Source organism: Dokdonella sp. (assembly GCF_044227025.1).
Taxonomy (GTDB): Bacteria; Pseudomonadota; Gammaproteobacteria; order Xanthomonadales; family Rhodanobacteraceae; genus Dokdonella_A.
On record NZ_JBGAFX010000003.1, the window covers coordinates 359,794 to 380,544 of the forward strand.

General features: G+C 67.5%; 18 protein-coding genes. 12 read left to right on the forward strand and 6 right to left on the reverse strand.

Features of this window, described 5'->3' with window-relative positions:
• Position 1: 1 nt before the first annotated feature.
• Genes ACILRJ_RS09365 through ACILRJ_RS09385 form a run of 5 tightly spaced genes read left to right on the forward strand, consistent with a single transcriptional unit; the run spans position 2 to position 5,682 of the window.
• Positions 2–1,579 carry a DUF4129 domain-containing protein gene (locus tag ACILRJ_RS09365; protein WP_395682684.1) on the forward strand — a complete coding sequence of 526 codons (1,578 nt, stop codon included), beginning with the start codon at positions 2–4 and terminating at the stop codon, positions 1,577–1,579.
• Entirely contained in the window at positions 1,576–2,691 is a 1,116-nt protein-coding gene (locus ACILRJ_RS09370; protein WP_395682685.1) for a DUF4350 domain-containing protein, read from the forward strand. The genes ACILRJ_RS09365 and ACILRJ_RS09370 overlap by 4 nt, the downstream gene beginning before the upstream one ends.
• The gene (locus tag ACILRJ_RS09375) at positions 2,688–3,698 is read left to right on the forward strand and encodes an AAA family ATPase (protein WP_395682687.1); all 1,011 of its coding nucleotides are present in this window, start codon (positions 2,688–2,690) and stop codon (positions 3,696–3,698) included. The genes ACILRJ_RS09370 and ACILRJ_RS09375 overlap by 4 nt, the downstream gene beginning before the upstream one ends.
• On the forward strand, positions 3,695–4,999 hold the full coding sequence (locus ACILRJ_RS09380; protein ID WP_395682689.1) for a DUF58 domain-containing protein: 1,305 nt from the start codon (positions 3,695–3,697) through the stop codon (positions 4,997–4,999). Before ACILRJ_RS09375 ends, ACILRJ_RS09380 begins: the two co-directional genes overlap by 4 nt.
• Before the next feature lie 23 nt (positions 5,000–5,022).
• Positions 5,023–5,682, forward strand: coding sequence for a pilin (locus tag ACILRJ_RS09385; RefSeq protein ID WP_395682691.1), 660 nt, complete (start codon positions 5,023–5,025; stop codon positions 5,680–5,682).
• Positions 5,683–5,688: 6 nt separating this feature from the next.
• Here the strand turns inward: ACILRJ_RS09385 and ACILRJ_RS09390 are convergent, their stop codons facing one another.
• Positions 5,689–7,572, reverse strand: a complete 1,884-nt coding sequence (locus ACILRJ_RS09390) for an ABC-F family ATP-binding cassette domain-containing protein (protein ID WP_395682693.1) — start codon at positions 7,570–7,572, stop codon at positions 5,689–5,691.
• Between the two features lie 183 nt (positions 7,573–7,755).
• On the opposite strand from ACILRJ_RS09390, the gene ACILRJ_RS09395 reads away from it, so the two are divergent.
• From ACILRJ_RS09395 to ACILRJ_RS09420, 6 genes are all read left to right on the forward strand, one after another.
• Positions 7,756–8,604, forward strand: a complete 849-nt coding sequence (locus ACILRJ_RS09395; RefSeq protein WP_395682695.1) for an FKBP-type peptidyl-prolyl cis-trans isomerase — start codon at positions 7,756–7,758, stop codon at positions 8,602–8,604.
• Between the two features lie 429 nt (positions 8,605–9,033).
• Positions 9,034–10,374: a UDP-glucose dehydrogenase family protein gene (locus tag ACILRJ_RS09400; protein WP_395682697.1), complete on the forward strand. Its 1,341-nt coding sequence runs from the start codon at positions 9,034–9,036 to the stop codon at positions 10,372–10,374.
• Between the two features lie 75 nt (positions 10,375–10,449).
• Positions 10,450–11,580, forward strand: a complete 1,131-nt coding sequence (gene gmd / locus ACILRJ_RS09405; RefSeq protein WP_395682699.1) for a GDP-mannose 4,6-dehydratase — start codon at positions 10,450–10,452, stop codon at positions 11,578–11,580.
• A 6-nt stretch (positions 11,581–11,586) separates the two neighbouring features.
• Positions 11,587–11,802, forward strand: a complete 216-nt coding sequence (locus tag ACILRJ_RS09410; protein ID WP_395682701.1) for a SlyX family protein — start codon at positions 11,587–11,589, stop codon at positions 11,800–11,802.
• A gap of 186 nt (positions 11,803–11,988) precedes the next feature.
• Positions 11,989–12,582 (forward strand): DUF2058 family protein, encoded by a 594-nt coding sequence (locus ACILRJ_RS09415; RefSeq protein ID WP_395682703.1) that lies wholly within the window; start codon positions 11,989–11,991, stop codon positions 12,580–12,582.
• An 81-nt stretch (positions 12,583–12,663) separates the two neighbouring features.
• The gene (locus ACILRJ_RS09420; RefSeq protein ID WP_395682705.1) at positions 12,664–13,746 is read left to right on the forward strand and encodes a hypothetical protein; all 1,083 of its coding nucleotides are present in this window, start codon (positions 12,664–12,666) and stop codon (positions 13,744–13,746) included.
• Positions 13,747–13,948: 202 nt separating this feature from the next.
• On the opposite strand, the gene phbB (ACILRJ_RS09425) is transcribed toward ACILRJ_RS09420, so the two are convergent.
• The 4 genes from phbB (ACILRJ_RS09425) to gluQRS form a co-directional block, all read right to left on the reverse strand.
• Complete coding sequence (phbB, locus tag ACILRJ_RS09425; RefSeq protein WP_395682707.1) at positions 13,949–14,695, reverse strand: acetoacetyl-CoA reductase; 747 nt, start codon at positions 14,693–14,695, stop codon at positions 13,949–13,951.
• Between the two features lie 91 nt (positions 14,696–14,786).
• Positions 14,787–15,284, reverse strand: a complete 498-nt coding sequence (gene phaR, locus ACILRJ_RS09430) for a polyhydroxyalkanoate synthesis repressor PhaR (RefSeq protein ID WP_395682709.1) — start codon at positions 15,282–15,284, stop codon at positions 14,787–14,789.
• Positions 15,285–15,620: 336 nt separating this feature from the next.
• Entirely contained in the window at positions 15,621–16,361 is a 741-nt protein-coding gene (gene phbB / locus ACILRJ_RS09435; RefSeq protein WP_395682711.1) for an acetoacetyl-CoA reductase, read from the reverse strand.
• Between the two features lie 69 nt (positions 16,362–16,430).
• Entirely contained in the window at positions 16,431–17,312 is an 882-nt protein-coding gene (gluQRS, locus tag ACILRJ_RS09440; protein WP_395682713.1) for a tRNA glutamyl-Q(34) synthetase GluQRS, read from the reverse strand.
• Between the two features lie 156 nt (positions 17,313–17,468).
• Here gluQRS and htpX point away from each other — a divergent pair, with 156 nt between their 5' ends.
• Positions 17,469–18,350 carry a protease HtpX gene (htpX, locus tag ACILRJ_RS09445; RefSeq protein WP_395682715.1) on the forward strand — a complete coding sequence of 294 codons (882 nt, stop codon included), beginning with the start codon at positions 17,469–17,471 and terminating at the stop codon, positions 18,348–18,350.
• A 182-nt stretch (positions 18,351–18,532) separates the two neighbouring features.
• On the opposite strand, the gene ACILRJ_RS09450 is transcribed toward htpX, so the two are convergent.
• Positions 18,533–20,605, reverse strand: coding sequence for an EAL domain-containing protein (locus ACILRJ_RS09450; protein ID WP_395682717.1), 2,073 nt, complete (start codon positions 20,603–20,605; stop codon positions 18,533–18,535).
• Positions 20,606–20,751: the final 146 nt, after the last annotated feature.

Below are 20,751 nucleotides of genomic sequence, written 5' to 3' on the forward strand. Positions count from 1 at the left end.
CATGCGTCTGGACGACCTGACCATCGCGCTGCGCCTGCGCGCCGCGTGGGAGGCGAGCGACCTCGGCATCGCACTGGTGCGCACGCATGCGCGGTCGATCTGGCTGGCGTGGGTGATCGTCACGCTGCCGGTGTTCGCTCTGCTCAATCTTGTCGCGGGCCTTGCCCACGTTGCGTGGCTCGCCGCGCTGCTGCTGTGGTGGCTGAAGCCGGTGTTCGACCGCATCGTGCTGTTCGTGCTCTCGCGCGCGGTGTTCGGTGAAGCGCCGCGCCTGCGCGAGACGCTGCATGCGCAACGCACCTGGGGCTGGCGCGCGATCGTGCCGTGGCTTTTCTGGCGGCGCCTGCATCCCGGGCGCGCGATGCTGCTTGCGGTCGATCTGCTCGAGGGCGTCGGTGGCGCGCAGCGCGGCGAGCGCGTGCGCGTGCTTGGGCGTGGTGGCGGCTCGCCGAGCGTGATGCTGACGCTCATCTGCGCCAACTTCGAGATGATGTTGTCAGTTTCGATCGTGCTGCTCGCGCTGATGTTCGTGCCGGTCGAGTTCCTGTCCGAATCGGCGCGCGCGTTGTGGCGGACCATGGTCGAGAGTCCGCCGGCATGGGCGCAATGGCTCCTCAACGCGTGCGGTTGGATCGCGATGACGATCGTCGAGCCGTTCTATGTCGGCGCCGGCTTCGGCCTGTACCTGAATCGACGCATGCAACTTGAGGGCTGGGACATCGAACTGGCGTTCCGTCGCATCGCCGCGCGTCTGACCGCTGGGTTCGCGACCGCCGCGATGCTGGCATTGGCGTTCATGGCCTTGCAGGCGCCGCTGCATGCGGCCGAGCCGGCGCCCGCGTCGTCGCCGGAATCTGCGCAGGCAATGCCTGCAACGAGCGACGGCGACACGGTTCGCAAGGAAACGACGCTGCCGGAACTGTTCGGTGAGCACTACCGTGACGACGGCGCCGCGTTCGAAGAGGCGGTCCGCAAAGCCTATGCCGGCGATGACCTGAGTCCGAAGGCGCGCGCCTGGATCTGGAAGCGGCGCAATCCCGACGTCGAGGGTCCGGCGACGCAGAACCAGTTTCCGGCCTGGATGCGCGCGTTCGGCGGCGCGATCGGCTGGATTGCGCGCTACGGCTTGTGGATCCTCGTCGCCGTCGTGCTCGCGCTGCTGCTTGCCAACCATCGACGCTGGTTGCCGTGGATCGGCGATCGCATGGCGGCGCTGCGCTCGCTCGAGGAAATCCGCGCGGTCGACCCCGCCCCCGCGGAGGCGCTACCCACTGATGTTCCTGCGGCGGTGCGGGCCTTGCTGCAGCAGCGACGCACGCGTGCCGCGCTCGCGTTGCTGTATCGCGCCTCGGTCGAGCGTCTCGCCGATGCGCTCGGCACGCCGCTGCCGCCGGGCGCGACCGAGTCTCAGTGCCTGCGCCACGCGCGCTCGCTTGGCGACGCGCGGCATGCGGACCTGTTCGCGCGCGTCGTGCGGGGCTGGCAGGCCGCGGCGTACGCGCAGCAGGCGCCGTCGGTGCAGGAAGTCGAGATGCTGCTGGCGGCGTGGAGCGCGCAGGCGCCGAAGGTCGCGGCATGAAGCAGCGCGTCGTTCTCGTCGGACTGGCCTCGGCGATGCTGCTCGCGGCGCTCGCCGCGTGGTGGTTCACGACCTTCGAGCGCGTCGAGGACGACATTCCCGCGCCGATGCACGGCGAGGCACGCTACAACCCGTTCTATGCCCTGAAGCAGACCCTCAAGTCACGCGGCATCGAGGTCGCGGCGCGCGCGGATCTCGATCTTCCGGCGATGCAACTGGCGCCTGACGATACCGTCCTGCTCGGTGCCGACGTGCGCACGCTGACGCACGAGCAGGCGAGCGACCTGCTCGCATGGATCGAAACCGGTGGCCAGCTCGTGTTCGCGCTGCCGCAAGGCGACGAGGGACGCGCGGGCGAGCTGCTGGATGCGCTCGGACTTTCGGTGGTCTCCGGTTTGCACTGCCTGTCCTGGCCCGCTGCGCATGATGGCAAGGCGGCGCAGAACTGCTTCCGTTTCCGCTTCCGGATCGATGCGCAGCAGGTCGACGCGTTCGACCTGCTCGTCGGCGACGCGAAGGACGGTTACGTCATCGGGCGCGGCACACGCGGCGACGGCGGTTGGCTGGTTGCCGGCGACCTCGACTTCCTGCACAACGACCGGCTCGACGATGACGGCATCGCGCCATTCGCCTGGCAGGTGCTCGCACCGGCGCTAAGCGGCGGCAAGGTGCATATCGTGTATGCGGTGGATGTGCCGCCGCTGTACGTCCTGCTGGTCGAGCGCGGTTGGCCGGCGTGGCTGCCCGCGCTGCTGGCACTGCTGGCCTGGCTGTGGGCACGCAGCCAGCGCTTCGGCCCGCTGCTGCCGCCGATCGCGACCAGCCGGCGTGCGTTGCGCGAGCATGTTGCCGCCAGCGGCGAGTTCCTGTTCCGTCGTGGACGCGCGAGTGCGCTGTACGCTCCGCTGCGCCGCTCGTTCGACGAACGCCTGCGCCGCGACGATCCGGTGCTCGCCGCGCTCGATGGCGAGGCACTCATTGCGGCGGTCGCGGCGCGCTGCGGTCGCCCGCTGGCAGAAGTGCGCCTCGCGCTGGAACCGCGCGAGCTGCGCCGACCCGAGCAATTCCTTGCCACGATCAAGCTACTCAACGAACTGGAAACCCGCCCATGACGCAGGAATTCGTCGAAAACCAGACCGGCCAGTCGCCGATCCGACCGCTGGCCGGCGCTGCCTTGAGCGAGCGTTGCGACGCGATCCGTGCCGAGATCGCACAGGCGTTCGTCGGCCAGAGCGAGATCCTCGACCAGTTGCTCGTGGCCCTGCTGGCCGGAGGTCACGTCCTGCTCGAAGGCGTGCCTGGACTCGGCAAGACGCTGCTCGTGCGCGCACTCGCGAGCGCCTTGCAATGCACGCACGCGCGCGTGCAGTTCACGCCCGACCTGATGCCGAGCGACGTCAGCGGGCATGCGTTCTACGACCCCAAGTCGGAAACCTTCCGCATCCGCCGCGGCCCGGTGTTCGCGAACCTGCTGCTGGCCGACGAGATCAACCGCGCGCCGGCCAAGACCCAGGCGGCGCTGCTCGAGGCGATGCAGGAGTCCCAGGTCACGATCGAATCGCGCAGCTTTGCGCTGGAGCCGCCATTCCTGGTCGTCGCGACCCAGAATCCGATCGAGCAGGAGGGCACCTATCCGCTGCCCGAGGCGCAGCTCGACCGATTCCTGCTGAAGGTGCTGATGAATTACCCGGTGCTCGCCGACGAGGTGCGCATGGTCGCCAGCGTCAGTGCCGGGCGCACGGCAAGCGATTTCGACCTCTCGCGCGTGCGCGCCGTCGCGACCCCGGCCGATATCCTCGCGATGCAACTGGGCACCGCGCTCGTGCGTGTGGATGCGGTGGTACTCGACTATGCGGTGCGGATCGCGCGTGCGACACGCGACTGGTCCGGGATCGCGATGGGTGCGGGTCCGCGTGGCAGCCTCGCGCTGGTGCGCGCGGCGCGGGCACAGGCGGTGCTCGAAGGCCGCGACTTCGTCACCCCGGACGACGTGCGCACCATCGCCAAGCCCGCCCTGCGCCATCGCCTCGCGCTCGCGCCCGAAATGCAGATCGAGGGCCGCCGCGTCGATGACGTGCTCGAAGCACTGCTGCTCAAGGTCGAAGCACCGCGCGCGTGAGGCCGACCTCGTTCCTCGTCGCGCTGCTGTTGCTGCTCGCCGGCGCCGGGCTGCTGGTCGCGTTCGACTGGTTGCCGGTCAGCGTGCTGGGCGTGTTGTGCCTCGCGCTGGCGGCGCTCGGGCTCCTCGACGCGCGCCGCGTGCGCGCGCTGCCATCGCCCGAGGTCGCGCGCGAGTTGCCGGCGGTCGTCCCGGTCGGCGTCGAGCGCAGGGTGGAGTTGCGCCTGCACAATGTCGCGCGGCGTTCGCTGCGGCTCGACGTGCACGATCTGCATCCGGGCGACTGGCCCGTGTTCGGCCTGCAGCGGCACGTCGTGCTGCCACCCGGCCGCACGCTGGACGTCGCATACCGGGTCACGCCGGCGGCGCGCGGCGCCTTCGCCTTCGACGGCTGTGCGGTGCGCATCGTCTCGCCGCTGCGCCTGTGGCGGCAGCAGCGCGTGTTGCCGCCGCGTCAGCAGGTGCGCGTGTATCCGAACTTCGCGCCACTGGCGAAGCTCGCCCTCGTCGGCGCCGAACAGGCATCGCGCACGGTCGGCGCGCACGTGCGGCGCAGACGCGGCGAAGGCACCGAATTCCAGCAGCTGCGCGACTACCGCCTCGGCGATTCGATGCGACAGATCGACTGGAAGGCGAGCCAGCGCACGCGCCGACTGATTTCGCGCGAATACCAGGACGAGCGCAACCAGCGCGTCATGCTGCTGCTCGACACGGGCCGGCGCATGCTCGCGCGCGACGGTGCGCTCAGCCATTTCGACCATGTGCTGAATGCGGCACTGATGGTCGCCTACATCGCACTGCGCCAGGGCGACGCGGTCGGTCTGCTCGCCTCGGGCGGCGATTCGCGCTACGTCGCACCCCATCGTGGCCTCGCCACGATCGACACGCTGCTCAACACCCTGTTCGACCTCGACGCGCGCGCGGTCGCGACCGACTATCTCGCGGCGGCGACCCTGCTGGGCGCGCGGCAGCCGCGACGCTCGCTCGTGCTGCTCGTCACCAACGCGCGCGACGAGGACATCGAGGACCTGCTGGCGGCGGTGCAGCTGCTGCAGAAGCGACACCTGGTCTGCGTCGCGAGTCTGCGCGAGGATGTTCTCGACCGCCTGCGCGAGCGCGCGGTGCGCACGCTCGATGACGCGCTGGAAACCGCGGCGATGGCGCAGTACCTCGAACAGCGCGCGCGTGCGCACCGCATGTTGCGCGCACAGGGCGCCGACGTGCTCGATGTAACCTGTGCCGAATTGCCGGCGGCACTGGTCGAACACTACCTGGCGATGAAGCGCGCCGCGCGCCTGTGACGGCCACCAACGAGGAATCGACGATGACGCAGCAGTGGTTCTACGCCGACAGCCACAACCAGCAGCAAGGTCCGGTCGAGGGCAGCTGGCTCGCGACTGCGCATCGCGAGCGCCGGGTCGGTGCCGACACGCTGGTGTGGCGCGAAGGATTGGCTGGCTGGGTGCCTCTCGCGACGGTCGCCAGCCAGCTCGGCCTCGCCGTCGCGGCCGGACCACCGGCATTGCCGGCGCGGCGCGGCGTCGCCAAGCCGCCCTCTTCGGCGAGTACCTGGGTGATCGTGCTCGTCGTATGCCTGTTCGGCGGCGTGGCCTTCATCGGCATCCTCGCCGCGATCGCGTTGCCGGCCTATCAGGACTACACGATGCGCGCGCGCGTGGCGCAGGCACTGGTGGCTGCCGATGCGGTAAAGCCGGAGGTCCTGGAATTCCGCGCGGCCGAGAAACGCTGTCCGGTCAACGGCGAGGGTGGCGTCGAGGCTGCCAACGCGCGTGCCGACGCGGTGATCGCATCGATCGAGGTGGGGCCTGCCGACGACGACGCGTGTGCGATCACGCTCACGTTCGCGGGACCGGCGCAGCTGGCCGGTCGCCACCTCACATGGTCGATGGATGCCGCGCAGCAGTGGCATGCGTCGAGCGACGTTCCGGCTCGGTATCTGCCGGCGTCGATGCGCACGCGGTAGCACCGGTCAGGCGTCGATCCCGGCCGCCTCGAGCGCGGCGTGCGCTTCGAGCCACGCTTCCTCGAGTGCGCCGATCCGTCGCGCCAGTTGGGCGACGCCCAGCGTGAGCGCCGCTGCACGCGGATTGCCGTTGGCGTACGTCGCCGGATCGGCCAGCTCGGCGAGCGCGCTGGCGCGTTCGCGTTCGAGTGCGGCGAGCTGCTTCTCGATGCGCTCGACTTCCTTGCGCAGGGGCGCGCTGCGCGCGCGTTGCTCGGCGCGGTCGCGGCGTGCCTGTTTGCGCGGATCGCTGCTGCCCGCAGTTTCGAGTGCGTCGGCGGCGGTCGCACGCAGAACCAGTTTCGCGTAGTCGTCCAGGTCGCCTTCGAACGCCTGCACGCGCCCGCCCTGCACCAGAAGATAGTCGTCGCACACGGCGCGCAGCAGACCGCGGTCGTGCGCGACCAGCACGACTGCACCGGCAAATTCCTGCACCGCTTCGGCCAGCGCCTCGCGTGTGTCGATGTCGAGGTGATTGGTCGGCTCGTCGAGCAGGAGCAGGTTCGGCCGCTCGAACACGATCAGGGCGAGCGCGAGGCGCGCCTTCTCGCCGCCGGAAAAACCGCGCACGTCGGCGAGCGCGCGCTCGCCGGCGAAGCCGAACGTGCCAAGGAAGTCGCGCGCGGCCTGCTCGCCGAGCGCCGGTTGCAGGCGCAGCAGGTGTTGCACCGGCGTCGCATCGTGGTCGAGCTGCTCGACCTGGTGCTGCGCGAAATAGCCGATCGCGAGGCCCCTGTTCTCCAGTCGCTGACCGTCCAGTGGCGCGAGTGCACCGGCGATCGTCTTGATCAGGGTCGACTTGCCGGCGCCGTTCGCCCCGAGCAGGCCGATGCGGTCGCCCGGACGCAACGACAGGCGGATGCGTTCGACGATGCGCCGTTCCCCGTAGCCGACCGCGGCGTCCTCCAGGACAAGCAGCGGGTCGGGCAGGGCATCGGGTTGCGCGAACTCGAACTCGATGCCCGATTCGGCGCGCACCGCGGCGATCTCGGTCATCCGCTCGAGTGCCTTGACGCGGCTTTGCGCCTGACGCGCCTTGGTCGCCTTCGCCTTGAAGCGGTCGACGAAGCGCTGCAGGCGCGCGCGTTCGGCCTGTTGGCGTTCGTGCGCGACCTGCTGCTGCGCAAGGCGCTCGGCGCGCTTGCGCTCGAACGCGCTGACGCTGCCGGCGAACAGTTCTGCGCCGCCATCCGCGATGTGCAGTACATGGCTCACGACGCGGTCGAGGAATTCGCGGTCGTGCGAGACGACGATCAGGGTGCCGGCGTAGCGGCGCAGCCATTCCTCCAGCCAAAGCACGGCGTCGAGATCGAGATGGTTGGTCGGTTCGTCGAGCAGGAGCAGGTCGGAGCGGCACATCAGGGCTTGCGCGAGATTCAGGCGCATGCGCCAGCCGCCGGAGAACTCGGCCACGGCGCGCTGCCCGTCCGCATGGGCAAAACCGAGGCCATGCAGCAGCTCGCCGGCGCGCGCGCGTGCCGCGTAGCCGTCGATCGCGTGCAGGCGCTCGTGCAGGGCGGCCTGGCGCGCCGCGTCATGCGATGCTTCGGCGGCTGCCAGCTCGCGTTCGACCCGGCGGAATTCGGCGTCGCCGTCGAGCACATGGTCGAGCGCGGAATGGGTGTGCGCCTCGGCCTGCTGGCGCACATGGGCGAGGGTCCAGTCCTGCGGGCGGGCGAAATCACCCGCATCCGGCGCCAGTTCGCCGCCGATCAGGGCGAGCAGGCTGCTCTTGCCGCTGCCGTTGCGCCCGGTCAGGCCGACCCGCCACCCGGGATGAACAAGAAAATTCGCGCCGTTCAGCAAAAGTCGGGAACCACGACGCAAGTGGATGTTGTCAAAGCGGAGCATCCGGAGAGTGTATCCGCCCGGCCCAGAGGGCGGGCGGCGCTCCGGGCGCGGGGATGGCCGCCGTTTGCCAACGTCCGGTGCCGTGTTCACAATACGCGGCCCCGCATATGGCCGGGTCCGGTCACGCCGTGACGCCCATGGGCATTCACCGGCAAGACAATTCGCAAACCTTCAGGAGCAGACATGACGCGTTTCGTGCAGAAGACCCTTGTTGCCGCGCTCGCGGCCAGTTTCGCGATCGGCGCGATCGCTCAGGACAAGGACGCCCCCAAGGCGGAAGCCAAGCCGGCGGCTCCGACCGTCAAGGTCGACAAGAACAGCATCAGCACGATGGTCGGCATGGACGTCGGTCGCGGGCTGACCCAGATCAAGGACGACATCGACATCAAGGTGGTCGAGCAGGCGCTGGAAGCGACACTCAAGGGCGAGAAGACCTCGCTTTCGCAGGAGGAAGCGCTGCAGGTGCGCCAGGAGTTCATGAAGACGCTGCAGGCCAAGCGCGTTGCCGAGCAGAAGGCGGCCAGCGACAAGAACAAGAAGGAAGGCGAGACGTTCCTCGCCGCCAACAAGTCCAAGGCGGGCGTGAAGACGACCGCCTCGGGCCTGCAGTACATGGTCGAGAAGGAAGGCACCGGCGCGAAGCCGAAGGCCACCGACACGGTCAAGGTGAACTACCTCGGCACCAAGATCGACGGCACCAAGTTCGACAGCTCGTATGACCGCGGCCAGCCGGCGACCTTCCCGCTGAACGGCGTCATCAAGGGCTGGAGCGAAGGCCTGCAGCTGATGCCGGTCGGCTCGAAGTACAAGCTGTTCGTGCCGTCCGACCTCGCCTACGGCGAGAACGGCCCGGGCCAGATCGGCCCGAACGCGACGCTGATCTTCGAAGTCGAACTGCTCGACATCGAGAAGGCGTCGGAGAAGCCGGCCGATGCCGACAAGGCCGGCGCTGCGATGAAGCCGGGCGCCGCGATGAAGGCGGCTGCCCCGAAGGTGGCCAAGCCGGCGCCGAAGGCGACCGACAAGAAGTAATTCCCGCAAGGGGTGTACCGCGAAGGCGCGTCGGGATCCGGCGCGCCTTCTGCATTTGATGTCCATGGATGGACGGAATGCCGGGTCCTCTGGCGCTCCTGGCGCCAGAGGACACTCCCCACATCCCTGTGGGTCGAATTGCAGGAGCAAATTCCGGCGATGTCCATGGATGGACGGAATGCCGGGTCCTCTGGCGCTCCTGGCGCCAGAGGACAGTCCCCACATCCCTGTGGGTCGGTCCGTGCATGCTCCCGGCATGCATGGACACTCCCCACATCCCTGTGGGTCGGTCCGTGCATGCTCCCGGCGTGCATGGACACTCCCCACATCCCTGTGGGTCGAATTGCAGGAGCAGATTCCGGCGATGTCCAAGGGGGATGCCAGTCATGCGCTAAAATCCGCGTTCCCTGAATCGAGGAAGGCGAGCACATGCGCGTGACGATCTTCGGAACCGGCTATGTCGGTCTCGTCACCGGCACCTGCCTGGCCGAGGTCGGCAACGACGTCGTCTGCGTCGATGTCGACGCGGACAAGATCGCGCGCCTCGGACGCGGCGAGATCCCGATCTTCGAGCCGGGCCTCGAACCGCTCGTGCGCGCGAACCACGCGAGTGGCCACCTGCGCTTCAGCACCGACGCCGAAACCGCGATCGCGCATGCGCAGATCATCTTCATCGCGGTCGGCACGCCGCCGGACGAGGACGGAAGCGCCGATCTCTCGCATGTGCTGACCGTCGCGCGCACGATCGGACGCGCGCTCGCCCGGCATGTGGTCGTCGTCAACAAGTCCACCGTGCCGGTCGGCACCGCCGATGCGGTGCGCGCGGCGATCACGGCCGAACTTGCCGCGCGTGGCACGAACGTCGAGTTCGACGTCGTCTCCAACCCGGAATTCCTGAAGGAAGGCGATGCGGTCCAGGACTGCCTTCGCCCGGACCGCATCGTGATCGGAGCCGACAGCGCGCGCGCGGTCGAGCCGCTGAAGGCGCTGTACGCGCCGTTCAACCGCAACCACGAGCGCATCGTGCTGATGGACGTGCGCTCGGCCGAGCTGACCAAGTACGCCGCGAACGCGATGCTGGCGACCAAGATCAGCTTCATGAACGAGATCGCGAACATCGCCGAGCAGGTCGGCGCCGACGTCGAACAGGTGCGCCGCGGCATCGGTTCCGATCCGCGCATCGGTTACCACTTCATCTATCCGGGCGCCGGCTACGGCGGTTCGTGTTTCCCGAAGGACGTGAAGGCACTCGAATACACCGCGCGCGCGCACGCCTGCGAACCGCGCCTGCTGAGCGCGGTCGAGGCCGTCAACGCGGCGCAGAAGCGCAAGCTGTTCGCCCTGCTCGAAAGGCATTTCGACGGTGAACTGCGCGGACGCACGATTGCGCTGTGGGGCCTCGCGTTCAAGCCGAATACCGACGACATGCGCGAGGCACCGAGCCGCACCCTGATGGAACAACTGTGGGCTGCCGGCGCCCGCGTGCGCGCGTACGACCCGGAGGCGGCGGACGAGACCGCGCGCATCTACGGCGTACGTGCGGACCTCGTCCTGTGCGACCAGTACGCCGCGCTCGACGGCGCCGACGCGCTCGTGATCGTGACCGAATGGAAGGCGTTCCGCAGCCCGGATTTCGAAAGGATCCGGGCCACCCTCAAGCACGCGGTCGTGTTCGATGGCCGCAACCTCTACGAGCCGAAGGCGGTCGAGGCGCTCGGGCTGGCCTACTACGGCATCGGTCGCGGCCGCAGCGTGGTCGGCGCAGGCTGACGGCTTGGCCCTCGCAGCCCCCAGTCCTTCTTTTGCTACCATCCCGCCTCTTCGCGAACGACAAGTACAGGAACGATGGAACACAAACGCGCATTGATCACCGGCGTCACCGGCCAGGACGGTGCCTACCTCGCCGAGCTGCTGCTTGCCAAGGGCTACGAGGTGCACGGTCTCAAGCGGCGTGCATCGTCGTTCAACAGCGAGCGCATCGACCATCTGCACCACGAGCTTGACGACACGCGCGCGGGCGTGCGCCTGCACTACGGCGACCTGACCGATTCGCTCAGCCTGCTGCGCGTGATCCAGCAGGTCAAACCGGACGAGATCTACAACCTCGCCGCGCAAAGCCATGTCGCGGTGTCGTTCGAGGAACCGGAATACACCGCCAACGCGGACGGCATCGGCACCTTGCGCGTCCTCGAGGCGATGCGCAGCCTCGGCCTCGGCGACCGCTGCCGTTTCTACCAGGCCTCGACTTCGGAGCTGTACGGCCTCGTGCGCGAGACGCCGCAGCGCGAAACCACGCCGTTCCATCCTCGATCGCCGTACGGCGTCGCCAAGCTGTACGCGTACTGGATCACCGTGAACTACCGCGAGGCCTACGGCATCTACGGCTGCAACGGCATCCTGTTCAACCACGAGTCGCCGATCCGCGGCGAGACCTTCGTCACGCGCAAGATCACGCGCGGCCTCGCGCGCGTCGCCTGCGGCCTGCAGCATTGCCTCTATCTCGGCAACCTCGACGCGAAGCGCGACTGGGGCCATGCGCGCGATTTCGTCGAGGCGCAGTGGCTGATCCTGCAGCAGGACCAGCCGGCCGACTACGTCATCGCCACCGGCATCCAGCACTCGGTGCGTGAATTCGTCGTGTTGTCGGCGCGCGAGATGGGCATCGAACTCGAGTTCCGCGGCAGTGGGGCGGACGAGCATGCGATCGTCGCGAAGGTGTCTCGTGCCGACCTGAAGCTGAAGGCCGGCGATGTCATCGTGCGCATCCATCCGCAGTACTACCGTCCGGCCGAGGTGGAAACCCTGCTCGGTGATCCGACGCTGGCGCGCGAGCGTCTGGGCTGGACGCCGAAGACGAGCTTTGCCGAACTCGTGCGCGAGATGGCCGCCGCCGATCTGGCGCTGGCGCTGCGCGAGGCGCAAGGCGCGATCGGTGCGCGCCACGGGCGCCACCTGATCGAGAAGCTGCCGGGGTAGCCTGCGATGTCCGGTTCGCTCGAAGAGCGCCTCACCGAGCTGGAAGTCCGGCTCTCGTACGTCGACCACACGATGGCCGTCCTCAACGACACCGTCGCGGCGCACGATCGCCATCTGTACGAGCTGCGCATGCTGATGGAACGCCTGCGCAGCGAGCTGGTCGCGGTACGGGGTTCGCTGGCGCAGGATGCGCACGACGAGCCGCCTCCGCCGCATTACTAGTGCGATCATCCGTGATCGCCGCACGAATCAAGGCAATGGACAGCCTGATGCTACCGTTGATCCGAGCAGTCAAGAGCGGCCATCCGTGGCCGCACTCTTCATGAGAAGCAGATTTCCCGTTGTTGGTGCATTGTGGTTTTGTGGGAGCGGCTTCGGCCGTGATGCTTTCCGTCCAGGTTCCAAGCCATGTCCGATTCCCTGCGCGACCAGTTGTTGAAAGCGGGCTTTGCCCCGCCCCCGAAGCCGGAGCCGCGGCCGAAGTCGCCGCGCCCGCCGCAGGCCGGACCTGCCGGCCGGCAACAGCCCCCGCGCGGCCAGAGGCCGCCACAGCCGCAGAGGCCGCAACAGCAGAGGCCGCCGCGCAAGCCGGGAGAGCGCGGCGAGATCGATCTCGCCAAGGCCTACGCGCTGCGCCAGAAGACCGAACGGGAGGAGAAGGAACGCGAACAGCGCGAGGCGGAGCAGCGCGGGAAGGAGCGCAAGGAGCGCCGCCAGAAACTCACCGCGCTGCTCGTCGACAAGACCCTCAACGATGCGGCGGCCGACATTCCGCGCCACTTCCCGCATGCGAACAAGATCCGGCGCATCTACGTCACGGCCGAGCAGTTGCCACGCCTCAACGGCGGCGAACTCGCGGTCGTGCAGGTCGCCGGTCGTTACCTGCTGGTCGCGCGCGAGACCGGCCTCGCGGCGCAGGCGATCGATCCCGATGCGCTGGTGCTGGTGTGCGATCCGCACGCGGCCCCCGAGGACGACGTGCCGGCCGATCTGGTCTGGTAGTACGATCACACCTGCGACACAGTGCGCGGTTTTCCGGAACCGGGCGGGCGAGGATGCGCGCATTCTTGCGGGGGAATCGACATGCACCGTACATGGGGACTGATCGGCCTGCTGGCCTTGCCGGTGTCGGGTATCGCAGCGCCGTTGCCGCGCTTCACCCAGCCCAATGCGATCTGGAACGTCGACGTCAGCAATGCGCAACTGCGCACGAACTCCGCCGCGATGATGACGCACCTTGCGGCGTTCTCCAGCCTCGGCTGGGGGGACGATCGCAATTTCGATTTCCAGATCGACTGGGGCATGTACGTGCTGCATGCGAACGCGTCGACGCCTACACGGCCGATCGTCGCCTTGCCCCCAGAAATCATGGGTGACTACTACTCGCCTGATTGCGATGCGCCCGGCTCGCCATTCCCGGTGCCTGCCGTCGGCGGCATCGAAGGAACGGATCCACCCTCGCTGGCGTTCTGCGATGCGGGCAACGAAGACTGCCACCTGCTGGTGGTCAACGACACGAGCAAGATCCTGTACGAATCGTATGCGACCGAGTCCGCCGACTCGACCGGCATGCATTCGATCTGCGGCCTGCGCTGGGACCTGACCAAAACGTACCCGCGCTACGGTCGCGGCGAGCACTGCACCAGTGCCGATGGCGCCGGCTTCCCGATCGCCCCGCTGCTGTTCAATGCCGACGACGTATGGGCCGCGGCGCAGGTGCAGGGCGATCTCGGCCACGCGATCCGCTTCATCCTCGGCAACAACCGGATGGCCAACGACAAGTACGTGCACCCCGCCTCGCACGGCACGCTCGCCACGTCCGATACGAACCCAAACGCCGTGCCCTACGGTTCGCGCCTGAAGCTCAAGCAGTCGTTCAACGTGAACGCGTTCAGTCCGAACGAGTCGGTGCGGGTGATCCTGCGCACGCTGAAGAAGTACGGCATGTTCCTGTCCGACGGCGGAGGCATTCCGCTGACCGCCGAATCCGACGCGTTCACGACGCACAAGTGGGCGGACGCCGACGTCGGCATGGACACGCATTCGCTGTTCGGCATCCGACCGACCGACTTCGACGTGGTCGAGGCCGGCGACCCGATGACGGTGACCTACGATTGCGTGCGTACGCCGGACGATTTCATCTACATCGACTCGTTCGACTTCTAGTCGGCAGGCACGAGGCGCGCGGTGCGGAATCGAAGGTTCGCACCTGGAGCAAGTCCGTTGTTTCGACTTCGCGGAGCTTTGCTCCGCTGCGCTCAACACGAACGGCTTGAAGGATCACTTTCCCCGATTCCGTTCGGCCTGATACGTCCACAATTCCGTTCGCCCTGAGCGCAGGCGCGCAAGCGCCGGAGTCGAAGGGGCTCTAGAAATCCATGAAATAGCCGCCGTTCACCGGGATGTTCGCGCCGGTGATGAAGCCCGCATCGTCGGCGCTGAGGAACTCGACCGTGCGGGCGATCTCGCGCGGTTCGCCGAGGCGGCCGACCGGGATGCCGGCGATGATCTGGTTGCGGATTTCCTCGGGCACCGCTTGCACCAGGGCGGTGTTGCAGTAGCCGGGCGAGACGCTGTTGACGGTCACGCCCTTCTTCGCCACTTCGCGCGCAAGCGCCATCGTGAAGCCGTGCATGCCGGCCTTGGCGGCCGAATAGTTCGTCTGGCCGAACTGGCCGGTCTGGCCGTTCACGGACGAGATGTTGACGATGCGGCCGAAGCCCTGCGCGGTCATGCCGTCGACGACCGGGCGGCACATGTTGAACACGCCGTCGAGGTTGACGCGCAGGACGTCGCCCCATTGCTCGGGGCTCATCTTGCGCAGGCTCGTGTCGCGAGTGATGCCGGCGGCGTTGACGAGGATGGAGATCGGGCCGAAGTTCGCCGCGATGCGTTGCGCGAACGTCGCGCAGGCGGCATGGTCGGCGACGTTGAGCGGCTCGAACGTGATCGCATCGCCGAATTCGGCGGTTTCGACGCGGAACGCGTCGACGCGTTCATTGCGCGACGCGAGGTCGGCGGCGACGACGCGCCGTCCGGCGCGCGCGAGGGATTTGCAGATCTCGGTGCCGAGTCCGCCGATGCCGCCCGTGACGACGGCGACGCGTTTGCTCATGGATGATCCCCGTGTTCTTGCGGTGCGGCAGGCGAAGCCGCCGCGAATTGCTGCGATGCGTTGCCTGCTGCGGACCGGCAGGGCGCCAACCTCAGGACTTCGCGTCCTTCTTCGACTTGTCCTGTTCCTGCGCACCGCGCACGCTGTTCGCGGCGGCGGTGAGGAACCCCTGCTGCAGGGACTTCCACACATCCATGTTGCGTTCGGTCAGGTCGTTCAACATCGACCACGGCCCCTGGCCGAGCATGTTGTTGAGCTGGCTGCGGAACTGCTGCTGCTGGTCGAGGAACACCTGCAGGCTGCGCTCGAGGTAGCCGCCCATGAAGCCCTGCAGCGAATCACCGTAGAAGCGGATGATCTGCGACAGCAGTTTGGTCGTGAACATCGGCTGGCCGCGATCCTCGTACTCGGAGATGATCTGCAGCAGCACGGAGCGCGTCAGGTTCTCGCCGGTCTTGGCATCGCGGACTTCGAATTCCTCGTCGTCGAGCACGAGCTGGCGGATTTCCTCAAGCGTGATGTAGCTCGAGATTTCCGTGTCGTAGAGACGGCGGTTCGGGTATTTCTTGATGATGCGCGGCTCGGTCATCCGGCAACGCTAGCAGAATGTGATGCGGCGCACCAGTTGGACATGCTGCGCAGCCGTAGCGGCGCACCCTGTGCGCGACCGCGGGATGAGCCGGCTGGTCCATGCATCCGGTAATGGAGGGCGCCGGAAAAGCGCGAGCGAGGCAAGCCGCCCTCCATGGAGCGCAGCCCGTTCGGCATCCTGCCTCACCTGGTGACACATGCATCCGGTGCCGGAGGGCACCGGATGAGCGCGACCGAAGCAAGCAGCCATCCATGGAACGCAGCCCGTTCGGCATCCTGCCTCACCTGGTGACGCATGCATCCGGTGCCGGAGGGCACCGGATGAGCGCATGCATCACCAACCCATGTATTGCCCACCATTGATCGCGAGGTTGGCGCCGGTGATCCAGCGCGCCTGGTCGTTGGTGAAGAAGCCCACCGCGTAGGCGATCTCGTCCGGTTCGCCGAGGCGGCCGACCGGGATCTGCGCGACGATTTTCGCGCGCACGTCTTCCGGCACGGCCATCACCATGTCGGTGCCGACGTAGCCGGGCGAAACGGTGTTGACGGTGATGCCGAACTTCGCGTTCTCCTGCGCCAGCGAGATCGTGAATCCGTGCATGCCGGCCTTTGCCGCGGCGTAGTTCGCCTGACCGTACTGGCCCTTCTGACCGTTGATCGAGCTGATCTGCACGATCCGGCCCCACTTGCGCTCGCGCATGCCATCGATGACCGGTCGGGTCACGTTGAAGCAGGAGCCGAGGTTGGTGTTGATGACTTCCTGCCACTGCAGCGCATTCATCTTGTGGAAGGTGGTGTCGCGCGTGATGCCGGCGTTGTTGATCAGGATGTCGACCGGGCCGAGCTGCTTCTCGACCTCGCGCACCATCGCTTCGGCGGTCGCGGCTTCGGCGACGTCGCCCTTGGCGAGCGCGAAGTCGAAACCATCCTTGCGCTGCGCGTCCTGCCAGGCCTTCGCCTTCGCCTCGTCGCGATAGTTGGTGGCGACCTTGTGGCCGAGCGTGGCGAGATGCCTGCAGATGGCCGTGCCGATACCGCCGGTACCGCCGGTGACCAGGGCGACGCGCGTCGTCATGAGGTGTACTCCTTTGCATTGGGTGGAGCGGAAGGCGCGCGATGCGCCTGCCGCGATTGTGCCTGACCCTCACGAGGTTGCATTGCGCGCTGCCGCAAACGCGACCGGAACCGCCGCCGCGCGCGGAATCGACGCCGTCGCCAACTCGCGTGAAGCCCGCGACAATAACATGTGCACATTGCGTTCCGTGGGCGCGCGCTGGCCGAGGAAATGCAAGGCCGCGCGCAGCGCCGGCAGCGGATCGCGCGCATCGACCGGCAGCGACGCGGCATGCTTGCTCAACTTGCGACCGTCCGTGCCGAGTGCGAGCGGCAGGTGCGCGTACGCAGGCTGCGGCAAGCCGAGCAGGCGTTGCAGCAGGATCTGGCGTGGCGTCGAATCGAGCAGGTCGGCACCGCGCACGACCTGGTCGATCTCCTGCGCGGCATCGTCGACGACCACCGCAAGCTGGTAGGCGCAGGCGCCATCGGCGCGCCAGATCACGAAGTCGCCGACCTCACGCGCGAGATCCTGCTGCTGCGGCCCCTGGATCGCATCGTCGAAGGCGAGCACATGGTCGCGTACGCGCAGGCGCCAGGCGGGCGCGCGCTCGCCCGGTTGCGCCACGCATTCGGAGGGATGAATGCCGCCGCGAGGTTCGAGATCCGTGCGGCTGCACCAGCAGCGGTAGGCATGGCCATCGCGCTCGAGCCGGGCCAGGGCGGCGGCGTACCGGTCGCTGCGCCGGCTCTGGTAGACGATGTCCTCGTCGGACACCAGCCCGAATGCGTCCAGCGTGGCGAGGATGCGCTCGGCGGCTCCCTGCACCTCGCGTTCGCGGTCGAGGTCCTCCATGCGCACGATCCAGCGCCCGTCGGCATGGCGCGCGAACAGCCAGCTGCCGAGCGCGGCGACGAGCGAGCCGAAATGCAGGCGACCGGTCGGCGAGGGCGCGAAGCGGCCGCGCGTCATGGTGAACCCGAGGCGCGGGGCGTGGTCGAAGCGGTAGCCGATGCATGCACCTGGCAGGCTTCGGAAAAGCGGGAACGGCCCCATATCCGACCCGTACGCGTCGCCCCGCGGCACGTGCGAAGATCAAGACGACCATAGAATCTGGCGAGGAAGACCATGCTGCGCATCGTACTGTTTGTCCTGACCAACCTGGCGGTGATGGCGCTGCTGGCGATCGTCGTCAAGCTGACCGGCATCGACGCGTACACGTACCGGCGCGGCGGCCTCAACCTGCAGGCCCTGCTCGTGATGGCGGCGGTCATGGGCATGGGCGGCTCGTTCATCTCGCTCGCGATGTCCAAGTGGATGGCGAAGATGTCGGTCGGCGCCCAGGTCATCAGCCAGCCGCGCAATGCGACCGAACAGTGGCTGGTCGACACCGTGCGCCGTCATGCGGAGAAGGCCGGCATCGGCATGCCCGAGGTCGCGCTCTACGAAGCGCCGGAGATGAACGCGTTCGCGACCGGCATGACGAAGAACAGTTCGCTGGTCGCGGTCAGCACCGGGCTGCTCAACAGCATGGACCGCGAGCAGGTCGACGCGGTGCTCGGCCACGAGATCAGCCATGTCGCCAACGGCGACATGGTCACGATGGCCCTGATCCAGGGCGTGCTGAACACATTCGTGATCTTCCTCGCACGCGTGATCGGCACCGTGGTCGACCGCGCGCTCAGCGGCAATCGGGACGGCGGAGGCGGTGGCTTCGCCTATTTCGCGATCGTGATGGTTTTGCAGCTCGTGCTGGGCGCGCTCGCCTCGCTGATCGTGATGGCGTTCTCGCGCTGGCGCGAGTTCCGTGCCGACGCCGGTGGCGCCCGCCTGGCCGGTCGCGGCGCGATGATCTCGGCGCTCGAACGCCTCGCCGGCAATCGCGGCGAGAACACCCTTCCGAAGGCGATCGCCGCGTTTGGCATCTCCGGCGAGGGCGGCGTCGCGCGCCTGTTCATGAGCCATCCGCCGCTGGCCGAACGCATCGCCGCGCTGCGCGCCGCCGCGTAGGGCGGCTCCGCAGTTTGTAGGAGCGGCGGAAGCCGCGATACGCTTCAACCGCGTAGGGCGGTACGCGCGCAGCGCGTGCCGCCGTCGATGGCGGGACTCGCCGCAATGCGGCTCGGCCCGCCCTACCAAGAAGCAACAAGGCCCGGGAATCCCGGGCCTTTTTTTGCGCAGGCTGTGCAGTCTCACGCCACGGCGTGACTGAGGATTTTCTCGGGCTCCTGCAGGAAATTGCCCTGCACGAAATTCACGCCGCAGGTGAACAGGATCGACATGCTCGCCGCATCCTCGACGAATTCGGCGACCGTTAGCTTGCCCGCGTGGCGTGCCTGGTCGCAGAGCTCCTTGAGCTTCTCCTGGTTTTCCTTGTGCTTGGGCAGGTCCGCCATGTAGTTGCGGTCGAGCTTCAGGTAGTTGACCGGGATGTGCTTGAGCAACTGGAACGAGTTGAGGCCCGAGCCGAACTGTTCGAGCGCGAAGCCGCAGTGGATCTGTTCGAGGCCCTTGGCGAACGCACGCGCCGGCTTCAGGCTCGTCACGACCTTGCTTTCCGGCATCTCGAACACGAGCGAATCGCCGCGCTGGCGCGCGGTCTTCAGTTGCTGCGCGATCCACGGCAGCAGGGTCTGGTCTTCCAGCGACTGCGGCGTCAGTTTCACGAAGAACGTGGTCTTGTTGCCGGCGCGCTCGCGCTCGGCGATCGCGCGGATCGCGTTCGCGATGACCCAGCGGTCGATCGCCGGCATGCGCCCGTTGCGTTCGGCGATCGGCAGGAACTGAGCCGGCGGGATTTCGCCCTTCGGCCCGGCCATGCGCAGCAGGATTTCGTAGAAGTCGCCCTCGGCGCCGTGCAGGCTGATGATCGGCTGGTAGTACAGCACGAAGCCGTTGTTCGCCAGCGCGTGGTCGATCGCCTCGATCCAGCGGCGCGTGCTTTCGACCGCGGCCTTGTCCTGTTCCGACGGGTCGATCAGGTTGACGCGGTTGCCGCCCTCGCCCTGCGCGCTGCGCAGCGAGGTCGTTGCGAGGTTCATCACGGTCGCCGCATTCGCGTTCTTTTCGCCGATCAGCGCGGCGCCGATGCTGACGGTGAGGTTGATCGACTGCTTGCCGACCTCGAAGATCCGTTCGCTGAACGCGTTGCGCAGCTTGTCGCCGAGCTTGCGCGTCGCTTCGATGTCGTGATTGGTCAGCAGCACCGCGAACGTGTGCTCGGAGATGCGTCCGGCAACGTCGGCATCGCCCAGGTGCTTGCGCAGCAAGGTCGCCATGTCGCCGAGCAGCACGTCGGTGTTGCCGAGGCCGACCGTGTCGAGCACCGGCTTGAAGTTGTCCGGCTCGATCAGCAGCAGCGACTGGTCGGTCTTGCCGTTGACGGCGCGCGCCGCGGCTTCCTCCAGCTGGGTCATCAGGTACTGGCGGTTGTACAGGTCGGTGACCAGGTCCTTCGAGCGCATCGCCTCGATTTCCTGGGTCAGGTTCGGATCGACCGCCTGCAGCCGGAACGTGATCTGCTGGCAGGGTTCGCCTTCGTAGCTCGCCTCGGCGAATTCCATGGTCGCGTCGAAGGTCGAGCCGTCCGTGCGCTGTGCCTTCAGGTTCAGGCGCTGCGGCGGCTTCTCACCCTTCGACAGGCGCTTCAGCAGCGCCTTGAAGTCGTCGGCATCCTGCGGCGCGATCATGTCGAGGATCGACATGCTTTCGACGTCCTCGAAATCGTCCAGCGCGAACATCTCCAGATAGGCCTTGTTCGCGCGCACGTGCATGCCCTCGTGCACGAACGCGATCGGATCGCGCGAGGAATCGAGCAGCGCCTCGCAGCGGCGCTCCGACTCGCGCAGCGAGGCCTCCAGGCGACGCACGCCGCGGCGCATCGTCAGCGCCTCGAACTCGCGCCTCACGATCATCTGCACATGCTCGTGCGAGTCGCGCAGCATCATCGCGCGGGCGCCGTCGCGGGTTGCCTTGACGATCGCTTCCTCGTTCAAGCCGCGGCCGCAGCCGATCAGGGCGATGTCGCGTCCGCCGCGTTCGGCGGCGTCATGCACCTGCTTGATCGACAGGTTCTTGCTGGAGACGTCGACGATGATGATGTCCGGCGTCTGCTGCTCGAAGGCGGCTTCGAGTTCGATGTCGGTGCTCGCGCGCGCGGGGCGCACCGCGATGCCGCCGTTGCGAAGGATGCTGATCGTCTGCTCGGCATCGTCCACCGAGTCGTCGACGAGGAGCAGCTTGATGATGTTGTCGGGTTTTGTCATCGGCGAGTCAGGGCCATGCGTGTGAAGAAGTCCTGTCGGACTTCCGGGCGTCCTTCGCGGGCGGCGCCGGCTCTGGCTCAAGCCGTGGCGACGGATGCATAGTGTACCTGTCGGCGGCGAGCATCGATCGGATACGGCTTTGCTTT